The following is a 21126-nucleotide window of genomic DNA, read 5'->3' on the forward strand; positions in this document are numbered from 1 at the left end:
CGAACACCCACCGCCATCTGCAGGCGGTCGTTCGAATCACCAGCCCGCTTTCGCGAAACCGTCAGGGAACGACGGGCGCGCCACTGTCGGCGCATCGCGTAGCAAGGAGATGCCATGAAATACCTGATCCCCGTACTGTCCCTGCTGGCCCTCGGTGGCTGCATCACCATGACCGGCAACTACGAAGTCAGCGCCCACGACGAGTCGGGCAAGGCCCTGAGCAACGGCAAGTTCCTTGCCCATGGCAGCGGCATCTACACCGTGCGCAATTCCCTCTGCTCGGTGTATCCCAAGGCCATCGTCACCATCCGCGATGTGGAGACGGACCAGGAGCTGGAGGGCGAGAGCCCGTACCACTGCCACAAGTGAAGTAAGGCGATTGCCGAGCGTGGCGGAAGGCCGTTGTCCTGCGAGGCCTCTGCTGCCGCTGGTGGGCGAAGTCGCTACACTGCTGGCACTTCAGGGCTCTCGTCAGTCGGCCCTCTCAGAGCAGGATGCGTATGTCGATCTACCAGCCCCCCCTGACGTTGACTCCGGCGATGTTCTCGTTGGTGGCGGAGCTTGCCGAGCGTATCGGGCGTCTGGCCGCTGGTCAGGAGCGCTCATTGACGCCGCAGCTTCGGCGCGGCAATCGAATCCGCACTATTCAGGCGTCCCTGGCGATTGAGAACAACACCCTGAGCGTCGAGCAGGTGACGGCGCTATTGGAAGGGCGGCGGGTTTTGGGGTTGCCCCGGGAAATCCAGGAAGTTCGCAATGCCTTCCGAGCCTATGAGCAGTTGCCTCAATGGCGGGCGGACTCGGTAGCTGACCTGCTGGCTGCCCATGGTTGTCTGCTGGAGGGTCTGATCGACGAGGCGGGGCGTTTTCGTCAGGGTGGGGTGGGGATCTACCGGGAACAGATGCTATTGCACATGCCTCCACCGGCTAGCCGGGTGCCTCTGCTGGTCGAGCAGTTGCTGGGCTGGCTGGGGCGGACGGATTGGCATCCGCTGATAGCAAGCTGTGTGTTCCATTACGAGTTTGAATTCATTCATCCGTTCAGCGACGGCAACGGGCGCATGGGGCGTTTGTGGCAGACATTGCTGCTTGGTCGCTGGAATCCCGTGCTCGCCTATCTTCCGGTGGAGACCGTGATCCATGCCCGGCAGGCCTCCTACTATGCGGCGCTTGCCGAGTCGGATCGTCAGGCGGAGGCCACGCCCTTTGTATTGTTCATGTTGCAGGCATTGTTGTCGGCGGTGGATGAGGTGGCCGTCGCTGGGGAAGCGGATTCGCGGAGTGACCTAGTAAGTGACCCAGTAAGTGACCCAGTAGACGGTGAGATCGAGCCGTCCGTTCGACGCTTGCTGTCACTGTTCCAACCGGGGGATGTGCTGAAGATCGGGGACATGATGGGACGCCTGTCGTTGTCACATCGCACGAGCTTCCGCAACAACTACCTGAACCCCGCACTGACGGCGGGCTGGCTGGAAATGACCCAGCCGGACTCTCCGCGCAGTCCAACCCAGGGGTATCGCCTTACCGCCCGCGGGCGACGGCTGCTCGCAGCAACCGGGGTCTAAAAGCTCGGTCAGTGGGCGGACTGCTCGATGCCCTGTGCCTGCCCCTGCTGCAACGTCCACTCCACCACCTGCGCGGCGAGCTGGTCGCTGGCCTTGCCGAAGGCGCTGACCACTTCCGCGACCTGTTTGCCGTCCACCGCCTGGCGGACCTCGAAGCTGCGCGAGGCGACGATGCGCTGGCCGAGGGTGCGCACCAGACGCGCTTCGTAGCGGATGTGCACGACCGGTTTGCCGCCCTGGTATTCGCTCTGGAAGGCGCGCAGTTCGCCGGTGAGGTCGAGGTCGGCCTGCAGGCTGGCTTCGTCGCTGCTCAGGGCGTGGATACTGCCGTTGGCGGTGAAGGCGTCGAGCAGCCGGTCGCGCAGCAGGCCGGGTGCGCGGTTGCTCCAGCGCGCGCCCTGGTAACTGCTGATCTGGTTGCCCTGTGGGATCACGGCGATGCGGTTGTTATCCAGCGCGAGGCTTGCGCTGGGGGCGCTGACCCGCATCGACCAGTTCACCGCCGCGTTGCTGCGCGCCGGTTGTTGGGCCGCCGGCAGCAGATAGAAGTCCGGGGTTTCCGCTTCCGGGAGGATCGAGCAGGCGCTGAGCATTCCGAGCAGGGCGGCGACGCCAATCAGTCGGGGAAGGGCGGTCATGGCTGGAACTCCTTGTTGCGTTCGCGGCCGAGGAGGTAGCCGGCGGGGTTCTCCTGCAGGCGACGGGTGACGCCACGCAGGTCCTCGAGGGTGGCGCGCAGCTCGCGCACCGCCGGGCCTATTTCGCCCAGTCCGCTCATGCCGCCGTTCACCGCGTCGTAGTTGTTGTTGAGAAGTTGCTCGACCCGCTCGCTGCTGGCGCGCAGGGCGGCCAGGGTCTTCTGGGTGTCGTCGAGGATGGCCGGGCCCCGGCTGCCGAGGGTCTGGTTGGCGCGTTCGAGCAGTGCGCTGGCGTTGGCCAGGGTGATGCGCGCCTGCTCGCTGGCGGCGGCCATTTCCTTGATGGTCTGGCGGATATCGGCGCGCTGCTCGGCGATCACGCTGGTGGCCTGGTCCATGTGGTCGAGGGTGCGGCTGATGTGGTCGACGTTCTCCTGGGAGAACAGCCGGCTGGCGTTGGCGAGCAGGGTGTTGACGTTGGTGGCGATGTCTTCGCCATTGGCCAGGAGCTTGGCCAGCGGCGAGGGGATGGTCTTGATCACCGGGATGCTGCCGTCCTGGCTGACCAGCGGCGGGCTGTCCTGGGCGGCGCTGGAGAGCTGGATGATGGCCTGGCCGGTGACGCCGGTGAGCGCCAGCTTGGCACGGGTGTCTTCGCGGATCGGCGTGCTTTCGTAGACGCGGATGCGTGCACGGACCTTGCGCGGATCGTTCGGGTCCAGGCGCAGGGACACCACGTCGCCCACGCGGATGCCGCTGTACTGCACGGTGCCGCCTTCTGAGAGGCCGGTCACCGCTTCGTTGAAGATCACGTCGTAGAACTTGAACTTCTGGTCGTTGCTCGACTGCGCCAGCCACAGCGCGAACAGCAGCGCGCCGATCGAGACGATCAGGGTGAAAAGGCCGATCAGCACGTGATGGGCACGGGTTTCCATTCAGCTTTCCTCCCGCAGGTGTTCGGTGGCCTGCAGCGCGGCACGGCCGCGTGGGCCGTGGAAGTAGTCCTGTACCCAGGCGTCGTTGGTCTCGGCCACCTGATCCAGCGGCCCCACTACCAGCACGCGCTTTTGCGAGAGCACGGCGACGCGGTCGCAGATGGTGTAGAGGGTGTCCAGGTCGTGGGTGACCAGGAACACGGTGAGGCCGAAGGCGTCGCGCAGGGTCAGGATGAGTTGGTCGAAGGCCGCGGCGCCGATGGGGTCGAGGCCGGCGGTGGGTTCGTCGAGGAACAGGATGTCCGGGTCCAGCGCCAGGGCGCGGGCCAGGGCGGCGCGCTTGACCATGCCGCCGGAGAGCTCGGCGGGGTACTTGGCGCCGGCATCCGGCGGCAGGCCGGCGAGGGAAATCTTCACCTTGGCCATGAATTCGGCATCGTTGCGGGACAGCCCGGCGTGCTCGATCAGCGGCAGGCAGATGTTCTCGCTGACGGTCAGCGAGGAAAACAGCGCGCCGTTCTGGAACAGCACGCCGAAGCGCCGCTCCAGCTTCGATCGCTGTGCCGGTGGCAGCGCCGGCAGGTTCTGGCCGAATACGTGGACGCTACCTTCGCTGGGCTGGCGCAGGCCGATGATGCTGCGCAGCAGCACGGACTTGCCGGTGCCGGAGCCGCCGACCACGCCGAGGATCTCGCCCTTCATCACGTCGAGGTCCAGGTGCTCGTGCACGGCGTGGCTGTCGAAGCGGTTGGCCAGATCGCGGACCATGATGATCGGTTCGCTCACCAGCCCATCTCCATGAAGAACAGCGCGAACACCGCATCCAGCAGGATCACCACGAAGATCGACTGGACCACGGCGGAGGTGGTGTGCTCGCCCACCGACTGAGCGCTGCCGCTGACGCGGAAGCCTTCCAGGCAACCGATCACGGCGATGATGAAGGCGAACACCGGCGCTTTGACGATGCCCACCAGGAAGTGCTGCACGGCGATGTCGTTCTGCAGCATGTAGAGGAACATGCGTGGCGAGATGTCCAGGCTCAGCGCGCAGACCACGCCGCCACCGAAGATGCCGGACATCATCGCCAGGAAGGTCAGCATCGGCAGCACCAGCAGCAGGGCGAGCACCCGTGGCAGCACCAGCAGCTCCACCGGGTCCATGCCCAGGGCCTGGATGGCGTCGATCTCCTGGTTGGCCTTCATCGAACCGATCTGCGCGGTGAAGGCGCTGGCCGTGCGGCCGGCCAGGAGGATGGCGGTGAGCAGCACGCCGAATTCGCGGAGGAAGGCGAAGCCGACCAGGTCGACGGTGTAGATCGCCGCGCCGAACTTCTTCAGCACCGTGGCGCCGAGGAAGGCCACCACCGCACCGACCATGAAGGTGAGCAGGGCAACGATGGGCACGGCGTCCAGGCCCGTCTGCTCCATGTGTGCGGTCAGCGAGGTGAGGCGCCAGCGGCGCGGGCGCAGCAGGGTGCGCGCCAGGGTCTGCAGGGTCAGGCCGATGAAGCCCAGCCCGCCGATCACATGACCGCGGAAGGTCAGGGTGGCGATGCCGATGCGTTCGAGTACGTCGACGACGGCGTTGCCGGGCGGCGGCTTGCGTTCGTCCAGGCGGCACTGGGTGATGGCGCTGCCCACGGTACGCAGCAGGGCCTGGCGCTCGGCGGGCAGGTTGCGGGTGACCTGTTCGAGCTGGTCCATGCGCGTGCCGCCGATGACTTCGGCGAGCAGCGCCGCGCCGGCGGTATCGAGCGCGCCCAGCTCGCTGAAATCCAGCGCGGCGGGCTGGCCGCCGTGGCGCACGCCGGCGACCTGGGATTCCAGGGCGCTGAAATGCGCCAGAGTCCAGTCGCCGCTGACGTGCATCAGTGGGGGGCTGGAGTGGGGATCGAGCTGGAGTTGGCCGGGCCGTGCGGTCGTCGTCATGCATCGCATTCTAGCGAAGTTCTGCCATGCCTCCACTTGACTTGTGTTTATCGATTGAGCCGCTCTGGCGCGGGCGTCGGCACTGGCCGCGACAGCCTGTTCAATTGACGCCCCAGGCCGCGAGCCTCTAAGCTGCGCGCCTGCTTCAGGTGCCCCCGGCGCAAGTCGGGGGTGAAACAGGGAAGCCGGTGAATTCAGACCCCAGGGTCCGACCAGTCCGGCGCTGCCCCCGCAACGGTAAGCGAGCATCGAGCCGCATTTCGCCACTGTGCCCTTGGCATGGGAAGGCGCGGTTTCAGGAGCCAGTCACGACTCCACTCGCAAGCCCGGAGACCGGCCTGCTGCAAGCCATGGCATCGCGGGAGGCGCTGCCGATCGCTCCGGCCTGCTGCCGGGGCGTTCCCGTCCTCCGCCTGCCTTTTCGGGTCAGAGCCGCGCGGGTGAGAGCGGCGGAGTGAGTTCACGTGAAGCATTTTCTCTATTGGCCGACAGCCCTGGCGCTGAGCGGCTTCTCCTGTTTGGGCCAGGCGGCCGACGAAGCGCCGCTGGCGCTCGACGATCAACTGGTGACCGCCACGCGCACCGAGCAACGCGCCGGGCAGAGCCTCGCCTCGGTCAGCGTGCTGGACCGCGTGGACATCGAACGCGCCCAGGCGCAGTCGGTGCCGGATCTGCTGCGGCGCCTGCCGGGGATTTCCCTGAGCAGCAACGGCGGGCCCGGCAAGGCCACCAACCTCTATCTGCGCGGCAGCGAATCCGACCATGTGCTGGTGCTGATCGATGGCATCAAGGCCGGTTCGGTGTCCTCTGGCGGTGCATCGCTCCAGGACCTGCCGGTGGAACTGGTCGAACGCATCGAGGTGGTGCGCGGGCCGCGCTCCAGCCTGTATGGCTCCGAAGCCATCGGCGGGGTGATCCAGATATTCACCCGCCAGGCCGTGGAGCAGGGTTTCAAGCCTTGGGCCTACGCCGGCGCGGGCAGCCAGAGCACCTATGAAGGCAGTGCCGGGGTCTCGGCCGGCAACGGGCGCGGCTGGTTCGCCCTGGGCGTGTCCAGCCTGGATACCGCCGGCATCGACGCCAAGGCCAACGGCGCCAGCGGCCATGAGCCGGACAGTGACGGTTACCGCAACCTCTCAGGTTCGCTGCGTGCGGGCTACCGTTTCGACAGCGGCCTGGAACTGGACGGCAGCCTGCTGCAGAGCGATTCGCACAACGACTTCGACACCGTGAACAGCCGCCGCACCCAGGGCTTCGATGCCTACAACGATGGTGTGCAGCGGGTCATCGGCGGCCGCGCGCGCTTCGCTCCGCTGGAGCCATGGCAGGTGAGCCTGTCCGCTGGGCGCAGCGAGGACAAGTCCGATGCCTATCAGGACGGCGCCTTCTACTCGCGCTTCGACAGCCGTCGCGACACCGCGTCCTGGCAGAACGACCTGGAACTCGCGCCCGGCCATACCCTGACCCTGGGCTACGACTGGCAGCAGGACGAGCTGAGCAGCTCCACCGACTACGCGGTGACCTCCCGCGATAATCGCGGCACCTTCGCCCAGTACCTGGGCCGCTTGGGGCGCCATGACTGGCAGCTGAGCCTGCGCCACGACGACAACCAGCAGTTCGGTAGCCGCAACACCGGCAACCTCGCCTGGGGCTATGCGCTGACCGACGCCGTGCGCGCTTTCGCCAGCTACGGTACGGCCTTCAAGGCGCCGACCTTCAACGAGCTCTATTACCCCGGCTACGGCAACCCCGACCTGGACGCGGAAACCTCGCGCAGCGTGGAGCTCGGCGTGGACGGCCGCCACGAGTGGGGGCACTGGGCGGCGAACCTGTACCGCACGGTGGTCGACGACCTGATCGCCTACGACTCGGCATTGCGGGCACCGGAGAATATCGACCAGGCGCGCATCCGCGGCATCGAACTGCAACTGGGCAGCCAGTGGCGGGACTGGGTGTGGAACGCCAACGCCAGCCTGCTCGACCCGGAAAGCCGCGCCAGCGGCAGCCGTGGCAACGACCTGCCGCGCCGCGCCCGGCAACTGTTCAACCTGGACCTCGACCGGCGCTTCGACGCGCTGAGCCTGGGCGCCAGCCTGCACGCCGAGGGTCGCCGCTATGACGACCTGGGCAACCGCAATCGCCTGGGCGGCTTCGCCACCCTGGACCTGCGCGGCGAATATGCGTTGAGCCCGGAGTGGCGCCTGCAGGCGCGCCTGAGCAATCTGTTCGACGCCGACTACCAGACCACCCTGGGCTATGAGCAGCCCGGCCGCGCCGTACTCTTCGGCGTGCGCTACCAGGCCCTTTGAGAGGAGAGAGACCAATGAGCGAATCCCCGGAAAAGGACGAACGCCACCGTTCGCGCATGCAGCGCAAGAAAACCGTGGTCGACGAGAAGATCGCCCAGGCCCAGGGCGAGCGCGGTGTGTTCCTGGTTCACAGCGGCAACGGCAAGGGCAAGAGCAGTTCGGCCTTCGGCATGGTCGCCCGCGCGCTGGGCCATGGCATGAAGGTGGGCGTGGTGCAGTTCATCAAGGGCGCGGCCACCACCGGCGAAGAGGCCTTCTTCCGGCGCTTCCCCGAGGAGGTCAGCTACCACGTGATGGGCGAGGGCTTCACCTGGGAGACCCAGGACCGCCAGCGCGATATCGCCAAGGCCCGCGAGGCCTGGGAGGTCGCCCGCCAGTTGCTGAGCGATCCGCAGGTCGGCCTGGTGGTGCTGGACGAGGTGAACATCGCCCTCAAGCACGGCTACCTGGAGCTGGATACCGTGCTCGCCGACATCGCGGCCCGCCCGCCGATGCAGCATGTGGTCGCCACCGGGCGCGGCGTGCTGCCGGCGATGGTCGAGGCGGCCGATACCGTGACCGAGATGGGCCTGGTGAAGCATGCCTTCAAAGCCGGGATCAAGGCGCAGAAAGGGGTGGAGTTCTGATGGCTGCCGTTGTGCCGGAGCGCACCTGATGTCCGACTCCCGTCAGTGCCCCGCACTCCTGATCGCCGCCCCCGCTTCCGGCCAGGGCAAGACCACCGTCACCGCCGCCCTGGCGCGCCTGCACACGCGCCTCGGGCGCAAGGTGCGGGTGTTCAAGTGCGGCCCGGACTTCCTCGACCCGATGGTCCTCGCCCGCGCCAGCGGCGCGCCGGTGTACCAGCTGGACCTGTGGATGGTCGGCGAGGCCGAGAGCCGCCGCCTGCTCTGGGAAGCCGCCGAGGAGGCCGACCTGATCCTGATCGAAGGCGTGATGGGGCTGTTCGACGGCTCACCCTCGGCCGCCGATCTCGCCCGTCGTTTCGGCGTACCGGTGATGGCGGTGATCAATGGGCAGTCCATGGCCCAGACCTTCGGCGCGCTGGCGGTCGGCATGGCCACTTACCAACCGGACCTGCCATTCTCCGGCGTGCTCGCCAACCGCATCGGCAGCCAGCGCCATCGCGACCTGGTGCGCGACAGCCTGCCGGAGTGGATTCGCTGGTACGGCGCGCTGCCGCGCGACACCGAGGTGGAGCTGCCCAGCCGCCACCTGGGGCTGGTGCAGGCCGATGAACTGGCCGACCTCGATGCCCGCCTGGACGCCGCCGCCGATGCCCTGGCTGCCAGCGCCAGTACCGAGCTGCCGGCGCCGGTGAGCTTCGCAGCGCCCGAGCCGCGCGTTGCCCAAGACCGCCTCGAGGGCGTGCGCATCGGCGTGGCGCGGGACAATGCCTTCGCCTTCCTCTACCAGGCCAACCTCGACCTGCTGCGTGAACTGGGTGCGGAACTGGTGTTCTTCTCGCCGCTGCGCGATGAGGCGTTGCCCGAGGTAGACAGCCTCTACCTACCCGGTGGTTACCCGGAACTGCACCTGCGGGCGCTGGCGGAAAATCGGGCCATGGCCCATGCGATCCGCGCGCACCACGCTGCCGGCAAGCCTATCCTGGCCGAGTGCGGGGGCATGCTCTATCTCTTCGACGCACTGACCGACGTGGCGGGCGAACGCGCCGAACTGCTCGGCCTGCTGCCTGGCGAGGCGCGCATGCAGAAGCGCCTGGCGGCCCTGGCGCTACAAGCCGTGACGCTGCCCGAAGGCACCCTGCGCGGCCACACCTTCCACCATTCGCTGCTGGACAGCGCGGAGCCGCCACTGGCCCGAGGCGTCTGTCCGAACGACAAACCGGTGGTCGAGGCGGTGTTCCGCCGTGGCCGGCTCACCGCCTCCTACATCCACTTCTACCTGCCGTCCAACCCGGACGCCGCAGCGGCGTTGCTCAGACCATGAAAACGACCGACCACGCCTACAGCCCCGAGGAGCGCGCCGCGCTCTACCGCGCCATCGCCGAACGCCGCGACATGCGCCATTTCAGTGGCGGCGAGGTGGCGCCGGAGCTGCTCGCTCGTCTGCTGGAGGCCGCGCACCAGGCGCCCAGCGTCGGTCTGATGCAGCCCTGGCGCTTCCTGCGCATCACCCGGCCGGAGTTGCGCCAGGCGATCCACCGCCTGGTGGATGAGGAACGCCTGCGCACCGCCGAGGCGTTGGGCGAGCGCTCCAGTGAATTCATGCGGCTGAAAGTGGAGGGCGTGCTCGACTGCGCCGAGCTGCTGGTGGCGGCCCTGATGGAAGGCCGCGAGACGCATGTCTTCGGTCGTCGCACGCTGCCGCAGATGGACCTGGCGTCGCTGTCCTGCGCCATTCAGAACCTCTGGCTGGCGTCCCGCGCGGAAGGTCTGGGGATGGGCTGGGTGTCGCTGTTCGACCCGGCCGCATTGGGCGAATTGCTGGGGCTGCCTGCCGGTGCCGAGGCGGTGGCGGTGATCTGCCTTGGCCCGGTGGAACAGTTCTACCCGGCGCCCATGCTGGCCCTGGAAGGCTGGCGTCAGCCGCGCCCGCTGACCGAGTTGGTATTCGAGAATCATTGGGGAGAGCAGCCATGAACCTGGCGCTGCTGACTGTGCTCGGGGTAGCGCTGGACGCGCTGCTGGGCGAGCCGAAACGCTGGCATCCGCTGGTGGCCTTCGGGCGCTTCGCGGACCGCCTGGAGCGCCGCTTCAATCGCTCGCGCACCGACGCTGCGAGCGATACGCCCGGCCTTGGATGGCGCAGTCACGGCGTCACCGCCTGGGTGCTGGCGGTGATCCCGCTGACCTTGATCACGCTGCTGCTGAGCCTGCTGCCCTACGTCGGCTGGCTGGTCCAGGCACTCGCCCTGTATGCCGCGCTGGGGCTGCGCAGCCTGGGTGAGCACGCCGAGCCGGTGGCGCTGGCATTGCGTGACGGCGACCTGAATGAAGCGCGCCTGCGCGTGGGCTATATGGTCAGCCGCGAGACCTCCGCGCTGGACGAGTCCGCCGTGGCCCGCGCCGCCACCGAGTCGGTGCTGGAGAATGGCAGCGACGCGGTGTTCGCCGCGCTGTTCTGGTTCGCCGTGGCCGGCGCGCCGGGCGTGGTGCTGTATCGGCTGAGCAATACCCTCGATGCCATGTGGGGGTATCGCAATGCACGCTTCGAGCGCTTCGGCTGGGCGGCGGCGAAGATCGACGACGTGCTTAATTACATCCCCGCGCGGCTGGTCGCGCTGACCTATGCGCTGCTCGGGCAGACCCGCCTGGCCATGCGCTGCTGGCGCACCCAGGCGCCGCAGTGGGACAGCCCCAACGCCGGCCCGGTGATGGCCGCCGGCGCTGGCGCCCTGGGCGTCGCACTGGGCGGCGCGGCGCGTTACCACGGCGAACTGCATGAACGCCCGCAGCTGGGCGAAGGCTCTGCACCGACTGCCGCGGACATCTGGCGAGCGCTGGCGTTGGTGCGCCAGGGCGTGCTGCTGTGGCTGGCGGTCATCCTGATTCTGGGAGTGCTCTGAATGCTCGAACATGGTGGCCGGTTGCGCCGGGCGGCGCAGCAGTACGGTATACCGCTGGCGGAGTGGCTGGACCTGTCCACCGGCGTCTCGCCCTGGCCCTGGAGCCTGCCGAACATCCCAACCAACGCCTGGATGCGCTTGCCCGAGGACAGCGACGGCCTGGAAGCGGCTGCCTGCCGTTACTACGGCGCGGAACAGCTGCTGCCGCTGCCCGGCAGCCAGGCGGCCATCCAGCTGCTGCCGAAGCTGCGCCAGCCGGGCAAGGTCGGCGTGGTCTCGCCCTGTTACGCCGAACACGCCGAAGCCTGGCGCAGCGCGGGGCATAGCCTGCGGGAGGTCAGTGACCAGGAAGTACCCCAGCACCTGGAGCACTTCGACGTGCTGGTGGTGGTCAACCCGAACAATCCCACCGGCCGCCGCATCGAGCCCGGCGTACTGCTGGAGTGGCACGCGCAGTTGCAGAAGCGCGGTGGCTGGCTGGTGGTGGATGAGGCGTTCATGGACTGCACCCCGGAGCAGAGCCTGGTCGCCAGCTGCGCCAGCCGGCCGGGCCTGGTGGTGCTGCGTTCGTTCGGCAAGTTCTTCGGGTTGGCCGGTGCGCGCCTGGGCTTTGCCTTCGCCGAGCCGCGCCTGCTGGCGAGTCTTGCCCAACTGATCGGCCCCTGGGCGGTGAACGGCCCGACACGCTGGGTAGCGCAGGCGGTCCTGGGCGACTTCCACGAGCACGTCGAGCGCCGCCGCGACCTGGCCGAGGCCAGCCGGCGTTTGGCGGGGCTGCTCGGCGAGCAGGGTTTCGCGCCCCAGGGCGGCACCTCGCTGTTCCAATGGACGGTGTCGATGCAGAGCCGTGCGCTGCGCGACCATCTGGCGCGCCAGGGGATTCTCGTGCGTCTGTTCGACTCGCCGGTCAGCCTGCGCTTCGGCCTGCCGCCGGACGAGGATGGCTGGCGGCGCCTGGAGCACGGCCTGCGCACCTTCAACCAGATGGAGGGCCTGCGATGACCACCTTGATGGTGCAAGGCACGACCTCCGACGCCGGCAAGAGCACCCTGGTGACCGCGCTGTGCCGCTGGCTGCGCCGCCAGGGCGTGGCGGTGGCGCCGTTCAAACCGCAGAACATGGCGCTCAACAGTGCGGTAACCGCCGACGGCGGCGAGATCGGCCGCGCCCAGGCGGTGCAGGCCCAGGCCTGCGGATTGCCGCCGCACACCGACATGAACCCGGTGCTGCTCAAGCCCAACAGCGACGTCGGCGCCCAGGTGATCATCCACGGCCGTGCGGTGACCAGCATGAACGCCGCCGCCTACCACGACTACAAGCGGGTGGCGATGCAGGCGGTGCTGGAGTCCCACGAGCGTCTCCGTGCGCAATACCCGGTCGTCATGGTGGAAGGTGCAGGCTCGCCGGCGGAGATCAACCTGCGCGCCAACGACATCGCCAACATGGGCTTCGCCGAGGCGGTGGACTGCCCGGTGATCCTGATCGCCGACATCGACCGGGGCGGCGTCTTCGCCCACCTGGTCGGCACCCTGGAGCTGCTCTCCGAGTCGGAGCGGGCGCGGGTGAAGGGCTTCGTGATCAACCGCTTCCGCGGCGACATCGCCTTGCTGCAGGGCGGCCTCGACTGGCTGGAGGAGCGTACCGGCGTGCCGGTGCTGGGTGTGCTGCCGTACCTGATGGACTTCCACCTGGAAGCCGAGGACGCCATCGACATCCGCCAGTCGGCCAAGACCGGCGAGCGCCTGCGGGTGGCGGTGCCGGTACTGCCGCGCATCAGCAACCACACCGATTTCGATCCGTTGCGCCTGCACCCGCAGGTGGAGCTGACCTTCGTCGGGCCGGGGCAGCCGCTGCCGCCGACCGACCTGATCATCCTGCCCGGCTCCAAGAGCGTGCGTGCCGATCTCGCGTTCCTCCGCGAGCAGGGCTGGGAGTCGGCGATCCAGCGCCACCTGCGCTATGGCGGCAAGCTCCTGGGGATTTGCGGCGGCCTGCAGATGCTCGGTCACACCCTGGCGGACCCGCATGGGCTGGAAGGCGCGGCGGGGGAGAGCGACGGCCTCGGTCTGCTGGACTTTCGCACCGTGCTGGAGCCGGAGAAGCAACTGCGCAACGTCAGCGGCCGGCTGGCGCTGGAAGACGCCGAGGTCGCCGGTTACGAGATTCATGCCGGCGTCACCGCGGGGCCGGCGCTGGCGAGTCCGGCGGTACGCCTGAGCGATGGTCGCGTCGATGGCGCCATGAGTGCGGATGGCCAGGTGATGGGGACTTACCTGCACGGCCTGTTCGAGTCGCCGGCCGCGTGCTCGGCGTTGCTGCGCTGGGCCGGGCTGCGTGAGGTGCAGAGCATCGATTACCACGCCCTGCGTGAGCGCGACATCGAGCGCCTGGCCGACCAGGTCGAGGAGCATCTGAATATCGAAAAGCTGAGGGCGCTGTGCGGACTGTAGGGCGGATAACCGTTCGCGGTTATCCGCCATGTTGCGGCGCCGTGACTTCGGCGGATAACGCGGGGGACGTCATGCGCCCTACCAGAGTGCTTTTCGTAGGAGCGATCTTAGGGGGACACCATGCTTGAACTGATCCTTGGCGGAGCCCGTTCGGGGAAGAGCCGCCTGGCCGAACGCCTGGCGCTGGAAAGCGGCCTGCCGGTCACCTACGTCGCCACTGCACTGGCCGGCGATGGCGAGATGTCCGAACGCATCCTCCATCATCGCGAGCGCCGTCCCGCGCAGTGGGGCCTGGTGGAGGAACCGCTGGCCCTGGCCGATGCCCTGGAGCGCCTGGCGGAGCCGCAGCGCTGCGTGCTGGTGGATTGCCTGACCCTGTGGGTCACCAATCTGCTGATCCATGAGGACGGCTGGCGCCTGCGCGGCGAGATCGATGCGCTGCTGGAGGTGCTGCCGCGCCTGCCGGGGCGGATCATCCTGGTCAGCAACGAAACCGGTCTGGGGGTGGTGCCGCTGGGCGAGCTCAGCCGCCGTTATGTCGATGAGGCCGGCTGGCTGCACCAGTCGCTGGCCGAGGTCAGCGAGCGCGTGGTGTTCACCGTCGCCGGCCTGCCCATGGTGCTGAAGGGGGACGCGTTATGAGTTTGCAATGGTGGCTGCAGGGTACCCAACCGATCGATCGCGTGGCGCAGGACAAGGCCGCCGCGCGTCAGGACCAGTTGACCAAGCCGCGCGGCGCGCTGGGCCGGCTGGAAGAGGAAACCATCCGCCTGGCCGGCCTGCAGGGCCGCGAGCGGCCGGCGCTGGAACACATCTGGATTGCCCTGTTCGCGGGCGATCACGGGGTGGTGGCGGAGGGTGTATCGGCCTATCCGCAGGCGGTGACCGTGGAGATGCTGCGCAACTTCGTGCGTGGCGGCGCGGCGATCAGCGTGCTGGCCCGCGATCTCGATGCGCGCCTGGAGGTCATCGACCTGGGCACGGCGACGCCGTTGGAACCGCTGCCGGGCGTGCTGCATGTGATGGTCGGCGCCGGCACCGCGAACTTCACGAAAGAACCGGCGATGACTGCCGCGCAGTGCCTGATCGCCCTGGAAACCGGGCGCGAGGCGGTGCGCCGCGCGCAGCAGGCCGGTACGGAGCTGTTCATCGGTGGCGAGATGGGTATCGGCAACACCAGCGCTGCCGCCGCGCTGGCCTGTGCGCTGCTGGACGAGCCGGCGCAGGCGCTGGTCGGCCCCGGCACCGGGCTGGACGCCCAGGGCGTGGCGCGCAAGGTCGAGGTGATCGACCGTGCGCTGGCCCTGCACCGGCCCCATTGCGGCGATCCCTTCGAGGCACTGTGCCGCCTCGGCGGCTTCGAGATCGCCGCGCTGGTCGGCGCCTATCTGGCCTGCGCGCAGAAGGGCATTCCGGCGCTGGTGGACGGCTTCATCTGCAGCACCGCCGCACTCTGCGCCACGCACTTCAATCCCGGCTGCCGCGACTGGCTGCTGTTCGCCCATGCCGGCGCGGAACCGGGGCACAACCGTGTGCTCAGGGCGCTGAATGCACAGCCGCTGCTGGACCTCGGCCTGCGCCTGGGCGAAGGCAGTGGTGCGGCGCTGGCGGTGCCGCTGCTGCGCCAGGCGTGCCGGCTGCATGACGGCATGGCCACCTTCGCCGAGGCGGCGGTATCGGACCGCCCGGCATGACGCTGCGCCTGGACCTGTTGCGCCATGGCGAGACGGAGCAGGGCGGCGGCTTTCGCGGACGCCTGGACGATGCGCTGACCGAGACCGGCTGGACGCAGATGCGCTCGACCGTCGGCCAGGCGTGCCGCTGGTCGGCGGTAGTCAGCTCGCCGCTGCGTCGTTGCGCCGCCTTCGCCGAGGAGCTGGCGGGCCGCCACGGGCTGCCGCTGAGCCTGGACGCCGACCTGCGCGAGCTGGACTTCGGTCAATGGGAAGGCCTTTCGCCAGCTAAGCTGATGGAAAGCGATGCCCAGGCGCTGGGGCGTTTCTGGTCCGATCCGTACGCGTTTCCTCCGCCCGATGGCGAGCCGTTGGGCGATTTCGAATTCCGCGTATTCCGCGCACTGGAGCGGTTGCACCGCGACCACGCCGGAGCCTGTGTACTGGTGGTGACCCACGGCGGCGTGATGCGCCTGCTGGGGGCATTGGCGGGTGGCTTGCCGGCCCGGCGTTTGCTGGAGGTGGTGGTCGATCACGGCCAGTGCCTGTCGCTGGCGGTGACGCGTGAAGGCGGCAGCTGGCGAATCCAGCAGGCGGAACAATGATGAGCGAACAACCCGAACGAGAGGAGCCCGTGCCGCCGTCGGGCGACGCATCCACTTCCTTGCCCACCGCGCAACTCAGCGACTGGTGCCTGCCGCTGGTGGCGCTGCAGTTCCTCACCCGCCTGCCGGTGCACTTCACCAACATGCCGACCCCGGAGCAGTTCGGCCGGGCGACGTTGTTCTATCCGCTGGTGGGGTTGCTGGTCGGTGCGCTGCTGATGGCCGTGGGCGAGCTGCTGGTCAACGTGCACCTGCTGCTTCAGGCGGCCTTGCTGCTGGCGCTGTGGGTGGTGATCAGCGGCGCGTTGCACCTGGATGGTCTGGCCGATACGGCGGATGCCTGGGTCGGTGGTCTGGGCGATCGCGAACGCACCCTGGCGATCATGAAGGACCCGCGCTGTGGACCGGTGGCGGTGGTGACCCTGGTCGTGGTGCTGCTGCTGAAGTTCGCCGCGCTCACCGCGGTGCTCGGCAATCACCAGTACTGGGCGCTGCTGCTGGCGCCCTGGCTGGGGCGTTGCGCCTTGCCGCTGCTGTTCCTCACCACCGGATACGCCCGCCCTGGCGGCCTGGGACAGGCGCTGGCCGACCATTTGCCGCGCCGGGCGATGCCCTGGATGTTGGCGGGCAACGCCGCGCTGATGGTGCTGGCGGGGCTGCCCGGCATGCTCGCGGTGGCGGTTACCCTGGTGGTCTTCGTCTGGTTGCGCAGACGCCTCATCGCTCGCCTGGGTGGCACTACCGGAGACACTGCCGGGGCGATGGTGGAGCTGATCGAGTGCGCGGTGCTGGTGGCGCTGGCGCTCTGAACTCCCCTTCGGAAGTTCCTGGTTGGGGAGCCCCTCTCCCTAACCCTCTCCCTGAAGGGAGAGGGGACTGTATGGTGCCGGTTGATGCCGCGGTTTCAGCCGGCACGGGCGGCTCCCTCTCCCTTCAGGGAGAGGGCGGGGGAGAGGGCTGAAGCTCGCGCCGGAGGTCAGGCAGGTGCGAGCGAGGGCTTGGCGCCTAGGTTAATCAAACGCGAAATGCTCCGTCTTCAATCCCATGATTGACCGCACCGGCTTGGCCATCGCCGCCGCGTGCCCCTTGGCGCGGGGCAGCAAGCGAGCGAAGTAGAAGTCACTGGTGGCGATCTTCGCCTTGTAGAAGTCGCTCGACTCGCTGCCGCCCTGGCGTAGGCGTTTGCGCGCGGCGGCCTCCTGCAGCGCCCAGGAATACGCCAGCGCGGCGTAGCCGGAGAACATCAGGTAATCGTGGCTGGCGGTGCTCACCAGGTCGCGCTGCTTGCGGGCGGTGAGGGCGATGCGCAGCGTCAGCAGGTTCCACTGCGCGCAGAGCTTCAGCAGCGTGAGCGCGCGGCCGCGCATGGCCGGTTCCTGCTTGAGCAGCTCGACAGCGAACTTCGCCACTTGCCGGGTGAAGTCGCGCACGGCCTTGCCCTGGGTCATCAGCAGGACCTTGCGACCGAGCAGGTCCAGCGCCTGGATGCCGGTGGTGCCCTCGTAGAGCGTGGCGATCCGCGCATCGCGGACGATCTGCTCCATGCCGTGTTCCTTGATGTAGCCGTGGCCGCCGAACACCTGCATGCCGAGGTTGGCGCTCTCCAGGCCCAGTTCGGTCAGGCAGCCCTTGAGGATCGGGGTGAGGAAGCCGAGCTTGTCGTCCCAGCGGTCGTACTCGGCGTTATCGTTGCTCAGCAGGCCCTGGATCATCTTGTCGGCGTACTGGGTGGCCAGATAGATCAGCGCGCGGCCGCCCTCGGCCACGGCCTTCTGGGTCAGCAGCATGCGGCGCACGTCGCCGTGGTGCATCAGGCTGTCGGCGATCTCGCCTGGCTCCTTGGTGCCGGACAGCGCACGCATGGAGCGGCGCTCGCGGGCGTAGGCCAGCGCGCCCTGATAGGCCAGTTCGGCGGTGGCCACGCCCTGGATGGCGGTGCCGATGCGCGCGCTGTTCATGAAGGTGAACATGCACTCCAGGCCCTTGTTCGGCTCGCCGATCAGGTAACCGGTGGCGCCGTCGAAGTTCATCACGCAGGTGGCCGAAGCCTTGATGCCCATCTTCTTTTCCAGCGCGCCGCAGGTGACGCTATTGCGCGGGCCGAGTGTGTTGCCTTCGCCCGGAAGGAACTTCGGCACGATGAACAGCGAAATGCCGCGCGTACCTTTCGGTGCATCCGGCAGGCGGGCGAGGACGATGTGCACGATGTTCTCGGTGAGATCGTGTTCGCCGGAGGAGATGAAGATCTTGGTGCCAGTGATGGCGTAGCTGCCGTCGGCGTTGGCTTCGGCGCGGGTCTTCACCTGGCCCAGGTCGGTGCCGCACTGCGGCTCGGTCAGGCACATGGTGCCACCCCAGCGGCCTTCGGTGAGCGGGGTGAGATAGGTCTGCTTCTGCTCCTCGGTGCCGTGCTGCATCACGGTGTTCATCGCGCCCAGCGACAGCCCCGGGTACATCGAGAAAGGCCAGTTGGCGGTGCCCATCATCTCCTGCTTGAGCGCGCCCAGGCTCATCGGCAGACCCTGGCCGCCGTATTCCACCGGGTGCGACAGGCCTTGCCAGCCGCCGGCCACATAGGCGTCATAGGCCTCCTTGAAGCCCTTGGGCGTGCGCACTTCGCCGTTCTCCAGGTGGCAGCCTTCCTCGTCGCCGCTGTGGTAGAGCGGGGCGATCACTTCCTCGCAGAGCTTCGCGCATTCGCCGAGGATGGCGTCGACCATGTCCGGCGTGGCTTCGCCGCCATTCACCAGGTTCCGGTAGTGCGTGGGGAAATCGAAGACTTCGTTGAGCAGGAAGCGGGTGTCGCGCAGCGGGGCTTTGTAGACGGGCATCGGGAACCTCGGGCCATGGCGCGCCCCGCCGACGGTGCGGGGCTGGATGTCCGCAGTTATACGGCTGGCTCCGCGTGGTGCCCTTGGCTGCGCCAACGCGGCGCTCTGGCAGATGGGACAATCGGTGGCGGCCGGGATTGACGGCTCGCCATTTGCGGGTATATACACGCATTCATGCTGACGACCCAATGCCTCTGTACCAAGCTGCGCCGCTCCGCCCGCGCGGTCACCCGTGTCTATGACGACGCCCTGAAGGGCGTTGGGCTGACCACGCCGCAATTTTCCCTGTTGCGGCACCTCTCGCGGCTGGAGCAGCCGAGCATTTCCGACCTGGCCGAAGCCATGGGCCTGGACCGCAGTACCCTGGGGCGCAACCTCAAGCCGTTGGAAGGCGAAGGGTTGGTGCGGCTGGCGGAGGGCGAGGACCTGCGCAACCGCATCGTGGTGCTGACCCCGGAAGGGCTGGCGCGCATCGAACAGGGCCGTGAAGCCTGGGATGCGGCGCAGCGGGATGTGGCGGCCCACCTGGGCGAGGAAAAGCGCCGTCAGTTGGAAGCCTTGCTGGATGAATTGGCCGAGCTGGAGAGTTAGCAGCGGCCGGCGTGCAATGGAAAGACCCTGATTGAAAGCGGGTATATACCCGTGTAGGAGATAATGATGTCGAAGCTGTCGCGTACGGGGTTCTGGATACTCTTGTCCGGCGCCCTGATCCTGGCCCTGTCCCTGGGCATCCGCCACGGCTTCGGCCTGTTCCTGGCGCCGATGAGCGCCGAGTTCGGCTGGGGGCGCGAGACCTTCGCCTTCGCCATTGCGCTGCAGAATCTCATCTGGGGCATCGCCCAGCCGTTCACCGGGGCCATCGCCGACCGCTTCGGCGCCATGCGCACCGTGCTGGTGGGCGGCATTCTCTACGCCATCGGCCTGGTGCTGATGGGCTATTCCGATTCGGCCTTCAGCCTGTCGCTGAGCGCCGGCCTGCTGATCGGCATCGGCCTCTCCGGCACCTCCTTCTCGGTGATCCTCGGCGCGGTGGGCCGCGCGGTGCCGCTGGAGCGGCGCAGCATGGCCATGGGCATCTCGGCGGCCGCCGGCTCCTTCGGCCAGTTCGCCATGCTGCCGGGTACCCTCGGCCTGATCAGTTGGCTGGGCTGGTCCGCCGCGCTGCTGGCGCTGGGGCTGCTGGTGGCGTTGATCGTCCCGCTGTCCGGGCTGATGCGTGACAAACCGCTGCCGATCCAGGGCCACGAGCAGACCCTCGGCGAGGCGCTGCGCGAGGCCGCCGGGCATTCCGGCTTCTGGCTGCTGTCGTTGGGCTTCTTCGTCTGCGGCTTCCAGGTGGTGTTCATTGGTGTGCACCTGCCGGCGTATCTGGTGGATCGCCATCTGCCGGCCACCGTTGGCACCACGGTGCTGGCGCTGGTGGGGCTGTTCAACGTCTTCGGCACTTACATCGCAGGCTGGCTCGGCGGACGGATGAGCAAGCCCAAGCTGCTCACCGGACTGTACCTGCTGCGTGGCGTGGTGATCCTTGCCTTCCTCTGGGCGCCGCTCACCGTGTGGACCGCCTACGCGTTCGGCATCGCCATGGGGTTGCTGTGGCTGTCCACGGTGCCACTCACCAACGGCACCGTCGCCACGCTGTTCGGCGTGCGCAACCTGTCGATGCTCGGCGGCATCACCTTCCTGTTCCACCAGATCGGCGCCTTCCTCGGCGGTTGGCTGGGTGGCTACGTGTATGACCACACCGGCAACTACGACCTGGTCTGGCAGATTTCCATCCTCCTCAGCCTGCTCGCCGGCCTGCTCAACTGGCCGGTGCGCGAGCGCCCGGTCGAGCGGGCGGCGCTGGGGGCGGCGTGAAGCGTTCACTGGCCATCATGCTGGCGCTGGGCCTCGGCCTGGTGCTGGCCGGCCTCGCCTGGTGGGGCTGGCAGCTCGGCGGGCTGGCGTTGATGCAACTGGGTATGGGCAGTTGCTGAGGGGCGCCGCGCAGCGTAGCGTGACGGGATAATTCGAGGATCACTGCCATGCGTCTTTCCCTGCTCGCCCTGTCCCTGTTACTGCCCTTGGTCGCGCAAGCCGCCGACTGCCCGGCGCTGCTCAAGACCCAGGGCGAGCTGCCCAAGCTGCGCTCCAAGGATGTGCTCGACCTGTGCGAGCTGTACGCCGGCAAGCCGCTGGTGGTGGTAAACACTGCCAGTCACTGCGGCTTCACCCCGCAGTTCAAGGGGCTGGAAGCGCTGTACCAGAAGTACAAGGGGCAGGGCCTGGAAGTGCTCGGCGTGCCCTCCGACGACTTCAAGCAGGAAGACGCCGATGCCGCCGAGACCGCCAAGATCTGCTATGGCAACTACGGTGTGACCTTCAACATGACCTCGGTGCAGCACGTCCGCGGCGACGAGGCCATCCCGCTGTTCAGGGACCTCTCCGCCCAGGCCGACCAGGTGCCGCGCTGGAACTTCTTCAAGTACGTGGTGGATCGCCAGGGCAAGGTCGTGGCGGAGTTTTCCAGCTTGACCAAGCCGGATGATCCGGAGTTGCAGGCGGCAGTGGAGAAGGCCATTGCCAGTCAGCCTTGATCCGTAGCGCCGCCAGAAAGCCGGGCCGATGCCCGGCTTTTTTGTGCCTGCGCCAGTCTGTGAGAAATTTTCTGTTACAGATGT

22 protein-coding genes and 1 riboswitch are annotated in these 21126 nt (G+C 67.9%); of the genes, 17 read left to right on the forward strand and 5 right to left on the reverse strand.

Annotated elements, in window-relative coordinates:
• The first annotated feature begins 114 nt into the window (after window positions 1-114).
• Both O6P39_RS07375 and O6P39_RS07380 read left to right on the forward strand, forming a co-directional pair.
• Entirely contained in the window at window positions 115-369 is a 255-nt protein-coding gene (locus O6P39_RS07375) for a hypothetical protein (RefSeq protein ID WP_275610734.1), read from the forward strand.
• 131 nt (window positions 370-500) lie between these two features.
• Window positions 501-1565, forward strand: coding sequence for a Fic family protein (locus tag O6P39_RS07380; RefSeq protein ID WP_275610735.1), 1065 nt, complete (start codon window positions 501-503; stop codon window positions 1563-1565).
• An 8-nt stretch (window positions 1566-1573) separates the two neighbouring features.
• Here the strand turns inward: O6P39_RS07380 and O6P39_RS07385 are convergent, their stop codons facing one another.
• The 4 genes from O6P39_RS07385 to O6P39_RS07400 are packed head-to-tail and all read right to left on the reverse strand — an operon-like array spanning window position 1574 to window position 5066.
• Complete coding sequence (locus O6P39_RS07385) at window positions 1574-2203, reverse strand: ABC-type transport auxiliary lipoprotein family protein (protein WP_275610736.1); 630 nt, start codon at window positions 2201-2203, stop codon at window positions 1574-1576.
• Window positions 2200-3138: an MlaD family protein gene (locus O6P39_RS07390; RefSeq protein ID WP_275610737.1), complete on the reverse strand. Its 939-nt coding sequence runs from the start codon at window positions 3136-3138 to the stop codon at window positions 2200-2202. Before O6P39_RS07390 ends, O6P39_RS07385 begins: the two co-directional genes overlap by 4 nt.
• Window positions 3139-3906 (reverse strand): ATP-binding cassette domain-containing protein, encoded by a 768-nt coding sequence (locus O6P39_RS07395; protein ID WP_275611904.1) that lies wholly within the window; start codon window positions 3904-3906, stop codon window positions 3139-3141. It lies immediately after the preceding gene.
• Window positions 3907-3920: 14 nt separating this feature from the next.
• A complete protein-coding gene (locus tag O6P39_RS07400; protein ID WP_275610738.1) occupies window positions 3921-5066 on the reverse strand; it encodes an MlaE family lipid ABC transporter permease subunit in 1146 nt (381 codons plus the stop codon).
• A 130-nt stretch (window positions 5067-5196) separates the two neighbouring features.
• A riboswitch (cobalamin riboswitch) is annotated at window positions 5197-5423 on the forward strand.
• 137 nt (window positions 5424-5560) lie between these two features.
• Between O6P39_RS07400 and btuB the strand changes: the two genes are divergently transcribed.
• From btuB to O6P39_RS07455, 11 genes are all read left to right on the forward strand, one after another.
• Window positions 5561-7375, forward strand: a complete 1815-nt coding sequence (gene btuB / locus O6P39_RS07405; protein ID WP_275611905.1) for a TonB-dependent vitamin B12 receptor — start codon at window positions 5561-5563, stop codon at window positions 7373-7375.
• Window positions 7376-7389: 14 nt separating this feature from the next.
• Window positions 7390-8001 carry a cob(I)yrinic acid a,c-diamide adenosyltransferase gene (cobO, locus tag O6P39_RS07410; RefSeq protein ID WP_275610739.1) on the forward strand — a complete coding sequence of 204 codons (612 nt, stop codon included), beginning with the start codon at window positions 7390-7392 and terminating at the stop codon, window positions 7999-8001.
• A 28-nt stretch (window positions 8002-8029) separates the two neighbouring features.
• The gene (locus O6P39_RS07415; RefSeq protein WP_275610740.1) at window positions 8030-9325 is read left to right on the forward strand and encodes a cobyrinate a,c-diamide synthase; all 1296 of its coding nucleotides are present in this window, start codon (window positions 8030-8032) and stop codon (window positions 9323-9325) included.
• Window positions 9322-9978: a 5,6-dimethylbenzimidazole synthase gene (bluB, locus tag O6P39_RS07420; protein WP_275610741.1), complete on the forward strand. Its 657-nt coding sequence runs from the start codon at window positions 9322-9324 to the stop codon at window positions 9976-9978. The genes O6P39_RS07415 and bluB overlap by 4 nt, the downstream gene beginning before the upstream one ends.
• On the forward strand, window positions 9975-10904 hold the full coding sequence (gene cbiB, locus O6P39_RS07425; RefSeq protein ID WP_275610742.1) for an adenosylcobinamide-phosphate synthase CbiB: 930 nt from the start codon (window positions 9975-9977) through the stop codon (window positions 10902-10904). Before bluB ends, cbiB begins: the two co-directional genes overlap by 4 nt.
• A complete protein-coding gene (cobD, locus tag O6P39_RS07430; RefSeq protein ID WP_275610743.1) occupies window positions 10905-11906 on the forward strand; it encodes a threonine-phosphate decarboxylase CobD in 1002 nt (333 codons plus the stop codon).
• A complete protein-coding gene (locus tag O6P39_RS07435; RefSeq protein WP_275610744.1) occupies window positions 11903-13354 on the forward strand; it encodes a cobyric acid synthase in 1452 nt (483 codons plus the stop codon). The genes cobD and O6P39_RS07435 overlap by 4 nt, the downstream gene beginning before the upstream one ends.
• A gap of 120 nt (window positions 13355-13474) precedes the next feature.
• Window positions 13475-13996, forward strand: a complete 522-nt coding sequence (cobU, locus tag O6P39_RS07440; protein ID WP_275610745.1) for a bifunctional adenosylcobinamide kinase/adenosylcobinamide-phosphate guanylyltransferase — start codon at window positions 13475-13477, stop codon at window positions 13994-13996.
• On the forward strand, window positions 13993-15048 hold the full coding sequence (gene cobT, locus O6P39_RS07445) for a nicotinate-nucleotide--dimethylbenzimidazole phosphoribosyltransferase (RefSeq protein ID WP_275610746.1): 1056 nt from the start codon (window positions 13993-13995) through the stop codon (window positions 15046-15048). Before cobU ends, cobT begins: the two co-directional genes overlap by 4 nt.
• Window positions 15045-15632 (forward strand): alpha-ribazole phosphatase family protein, encoded by a 588-nt coding sequence (cobC, locus tag O6P39_RS07450; protein WP_275610747.1) that lies wholly within the window; start codon window positions 15045-15047, stop codon window positions 15630-15632. Before cobT ends, cobC begins: the two co-directional genes overlap by 4 nt.
• A gap of 143 nt (window positions 15633-15775) precedes the next feature.
• Window positions 15776-16441, forward strand: a complete 666-nt coding sequence (locus tag O6P39_RS07455; protein WP_275611906.1) for an adenosylcobinamide-GDP ribazoletransferase — start codon at window positions 15776-15778, stop codon at window positions 16439-16441.
• 201 nt (window positions 16442-16642) lie between these two features.
• Here O6P39_RS07455 and O6P39_RS07460 read toward each other — a convergent pair whose 3' ends face one another.
• The gene (locus O6P39_RS07460) at window positions 16643-18463 is read right to left on the reverse strand and encodes an acyl-CoA dehydrogenase C-terminal domain-containing protein (protein WP_275610748.1); all 1821 of its coding nucleotides are present in this window, start codon (window positions 18461-18463) and stop codon (window positions 16643-16645) included.
• Window positions 18464-18637: 174 nt separating this feature from the next.
• Between O6P39_RS07460 and O6P39_RS07465 the strand changes: the two genes are divergently transcribed.
• From O6P39_RS07465 to O6P39_RS07480, 4 genes are all read left to right on the forward strand, one after another.
• Complete coding sequence (locus O6P39_RS07465; RefSeq protein ID WP_275610749.1) at window positions 18638-19054, forward strand: MarR family winged helix-turn-helix transcriptional regulator; 417 nt, start codon at window positions 18638-18640, stop codon at window positions 19052-19054.
• A 75-nt stretch (window positions 19055-19129) separates the two neighbouring features.
• Window positions 19130-20323: an MFS transporter gene (locus tag O6P39_RS07470; RefSeq protein WP_275611907.1), complete on the forward strand. Its 1194-nt coding sequence runs from the start codon at window positions 19130-19132 to the stop codon at window positions 20321-20323.
• Window positions 20320-20442, forward strand: coding sequence for a hypothetical protein (locus O6P39_RS07475; RefSeq protein ID WP_275612059.1), 123 nt, complete (start codon window positions 20320-20322; stop codon window positions 20440-20442). Before O6P39_RS07470 ends, O6P39_RS07475 begins: the two co-directional genes overlap by 4 nt.
• 48 nt (window positions 20443-20490) lie before the next feature.
• Window positions 20491-21042 carry a glutathione peroxidase gene (locus O6P39_RS07480; protein ID WP_275610750.1) on the forward strand — a complete coding sequence of 184 codons (552 nt, stop codon included), beginning with the start codon at window positions 20491-20493 and terminating at the stop codon, window positions 21040-21042.
• Window positions 21043-21126 lie beyond the last annotated feature (84 nt).

The organism is Pseudomonas sp. PSE14 (genome assembly GCF_029203285.1).
Lineage (GTDB): Bacteria > Pseudomonadota > Gammaproteobacteria > Pseudomonadales > Pseudomonadaceae > Pseudomonas.

Excerpts from the sequence above, each read along its gene's own strand:
- cobU (WP_275610745.1), top strand. The coding sequence starts at position 13,475 with ATGCTTGAACTGATCCTTGGCGGAGCCCGTTCGGGGAAGAGCCGCCTG.
- O6P39_RS07395 (WP_275611904.1), bottom strand. The coding sequence starts at position 3,906 with ATGGTCCGCGATCTGGCCAACCGCTTCGACAGCCACGCCGTGCACGAG.
- O6P39_RS07415 (WP_275610740.1), top strand. The coding sequence starts at position 8,030 with ATGTCCGACTCCCGTCAGTGCCCCGCACTCCTGATCGCCGCCCCCGCT.
- bluB (WP_275610741.1), top strand. The coding sequence starts at position 9,322 with ATGAAAACGACCGACCACGCCTACAGCCCCGAGGAGCGCGCCGCGCTC.
- O6P39_RS07465 (WP_275610749.1), top strand. The coding sequence starts at position 18,638 with ATGCTGACGACCCAATGCCTCTGTACCAAGCTGCGCCGCTCCGCCCGC.
- O6P39_RS07400 (WP_275610738.1), bottom strand. The coding sequence starts at position 5,066 with ATGACGACGACCGCACGGCCCGGCCAACTCCAGCTCGATCCCCACTCC.
- cobT (WP_275610746.1), top strand. The coding sequence starts at position 13,993 with ATGAGTTTGCAATGGTGGCTGCAGGGTACCCAACCGATCGATCGCGTG.
- O6P39_RS07480 (WP_275610750.1), top strand. The coding sequence starts at position 20,491 with ATGCGTCTTTCCCTGCTCGCCCTGTCCCTGTTACTGCCCTTGGTCGCG.
- O6P39_RS07375 (WP_275610734.1), top strand. The coding sequence starts at position 115 with ATGAAATACCTGATCCCCGTACTGTCCCTGCTGGCCCTCGGTGGCTGC.
- O6P39_RS07390 (WP_275610737.1), bottom strand. The coding sequence starts at position 3,138 with ATGGAAACCCGTGCCCATCACGTGCTGATCGGCCTTTTCACCCTGATC.
- O6P39_RS07455 (WP_275611906.1), top strand. The coding sequence starts at position 15,776 with ATGCCGACCCCGGAGCAGTTCGGCCGGGCGACGTTGTTCTATCCGCTG.
- O6P39_RS07385 (WP_275610736.1), bottom strand. The coding sequence starts at position 2,203 with ATGACCGCCCTTCCCCGACTGATTGGCGTCGCCGCCCTGCTCGGAATG.
- O6P39_RS07460 (WP_275610748.1), bottom strand. The coding sequence starts at position 18,463 with ATGCCCGTCTACAAAGCCCCGCTGCGCGACACCCGCTTCCTGCTCAAC.
- cobO (WP_275610739.1), top strand. The coding sequence starts at position 7,390 with ATGAGCGAATCCCCGGAAAAGGACGAACGCCACCGTTCGCGCATGCAG.
- cbiB (WP_275610742.1), top strand. The coding sequence starts at position 9,975 with ATGAACCTGGCGCTGCTGACTGTGCTCGGGGTAGCGCTGGACGCGCTG.
- cobD (WP_275610743.1), top strand. The coding sequence starts at position 10,905 with ATGCTCGAACATGGTGGCCGGTTGCGCCGGGCGGCGCAGCAGTACGGT.
- cobC (WP_275610747.1), top strand. The coding sequence starts at position 15,045 with ATGACGCTGCGCCTGGACCTGTTGCGCCATGGCGAGACGGAGCAGGGC.
- O6P39_RS07435 (WP_275610744.1), top strand. The coding sequence starts at position 11,903 with ATGACCACCTTGATGGTGCAAGGCACGACCTCCGACGCCGGCAAGAGC.
- O6P39_RS07380 (WP_275610735.1), top strand. The coding sequence starts at position 501 with ATGTCGATCTACCAGCCCCCCCTGACGTTGACTCCGGCGATGTTCTCG.